Genomic DNA, 1,156 nt, shown 5'->3' on the forward strand with positions numbered 1-1,156 from the left:
GCGTCGACGGCGCCGACGGGGACGCCGTCGTGGTCGCGGCAGGTGTGGCGACGACGTCCTCCGCGGGAGCCACGCATGCCTGTGTGCTGAGCGTGAGTGCGGTGACGGTCGTGACGAGGCCGGTACGGAACACGAGTTCCTCCAGGGTGGTGGGTGGGAAAGCTCTATCCAGGACACACCGCGGCGGTCCTGTCGATTGCACGCGGGCCAGGTGCAATCAGCGGCCGGCCCGGCGTGTGTCTGTGTTGGGTGATCCGCGAGCGTAGGAGGTGCCGTGCCGGGCGACCAGCCGGATGAGCGTGCCGCCTTCGACCGGTTCTTCCAGACCTGGTACGGCCGGGTCAGCGCGCAGATACACGCATATCTGGGTGACCGGACCGAGGCTGAGGACGTGAGCCAGGAGGCGTTCCTGCGGGCCTGGCAGAAGTGGCGCGACATTTCCTCGTACGACGATCCCGTGGCGTGGGTGCGCCGGGTGGCCTGGAACCTCGCCACCAACCGGCTTCGCCGTCTCACCGTCGCAGCCCGCGCGTTACGCCGTCAGCCCCTCGTCCCGCCCGTGCCGGGGGTCCAGCCGGACCACGTGGCGCTCGTCGCCGCCCTGCGTACGCTGCCGGAGCGGCAGCGCCGGGTGATCGTGCTGCACTACATCGCCGACCTGCCGACCGCAGAGATAGCCGCCAGCCTCGGCGTACCCCAGGGCACGGTGTTGTCGTGGCTGCACCGCGGCCGCGCGAAACTGGCGGAACATCTGAGCGAAACGTCGAACGGAGAGGCGGTCACGTCGTGACACCCGCGGAGCCGGATCCCGGTCGAGACGACGTCACCGGTTTCATGCTGCGGTCGTACGCCGAGACCGGCCACCTTTCGTTCAACGCGCCCTCGGCCAACGTGATCGTGGGCCGGGCCCGGCGTCGCACCACGACGAAGGTGATGCTGTCCTTCGCCGCGGTCGTGGCAGTCGCCGCCGGGGGCATCGCGGCGATCACCGGGATTGGTCCCGATCCGGACCGCGACCCACCGGTCATCGGGCCCACACCGACACCGTCGGTCAGCGTCATCCCCACACCGGCGACACCGCCCACACCGGCGACGACGTCACCCTCGACACCACCCGGCCCATCGACCCGCTCGCGGACGGCGTCCCCGGACAGCA

At 70.5% G+C, this 1,156-nt stretch carries 1 protein-coding gene and 1 pseudogene; both read left to right on the top strand.

Annotated features, from left to right (window positions below):
* The first annotated feature begins 274 nt into the window (after positions 1–274).
* Positions 275–790, top strand: a complete 516-nt coding sequence (locus AB0C20_RS36295; RefSeq protein ID WP_357189564.1) for a SigE family RNA polymerase sigma factor — start codon at positions 275–277, stop codon at positions 788–790.
* Positions 787–1,156: pseudogene (locus AB0C20_RS36300) on the top strand (hypothetical protein); the annotation flags it as partial. The gene AB0C20_RS36295 and the pseudogene AB0C20_RS36300, both read left to right, overlap by 4 nt.

The organism is Micromonospora sp. NPDC048843 (assembly GCF_040649965.1).
Lineage (GTDB): Bacteria > Actinomycetota > Actinomycetes > Mycobacteriales > Micromonosporaceae > Micromonospora > Micromonospora hortensis.